This is a genomic window from Corallococcus praedator (genome assembly GCF_003612125.1).
Classification (GTDB): domain Bacteria; phylum Myxococcota; class Myxococcia; order Myxococcales; family Myxococcaceae; genus Corallococcus; species Corallococcus praedator.
Genome location: NZ_RAWI01001478.1, coordinates 1 through 381, shown reverse-complemented (window position 1 = coordinate 381; position 381 = coordinate 1). Strand labels below are relative to the sequence as shown.

The window sequence follows — 381 nt, the reverse complement described above, 5'->3', positions numbered from 1 at the left end:
GGTCGCACAGCACGACCTCGCCGCGCGCCAGCGCCGGCTCGATCACGCAGCGCAGGTGGTCGCGCCGGCCCGCGAAGATCAGCAGCGACTCGGTCAGCGGGTCCATGGCGTCGTGCAGCAGCATGGCGCGCAGCTTCTCGGCCAGCGGCGTGCCGCCGGGCTCGCGGGTGACGGTCACGGTACGTCCCTGGGCCCGCAGCGCAGCCGCCAGGCGCTCGATGTGCGATGACTTGCCCGCGCCGTCGATGCCCTCGAACGTGATGAACAGCCCAGGCTGCGCAGGTGCTTTCTCCAGTGCCATCAGAGGTCCTGTTCCTTGTCGTGCCAGAAATTGAGATTCAAGGGATGCGTGCGCCGACGGTGCTCGGGGCGCCCGCTCAC

1 protein-coding gene is annotated in these 381 nt (G+C 69.8%); it reads right to left on the bottom strand.

Features of this window, described 5'->3' with window-relative positions; genetic code table 11:
- Nucleotides 1-301: dTMP kinase (gene tmk, locus D7Y13_RS44965; protein WP_120631192.1), on the bottom strand; the 301-nt coding region annotated here is incomplete at its 3' end.
- Nucleotides 302-381 lie beyond the last annotated feature (80 nt).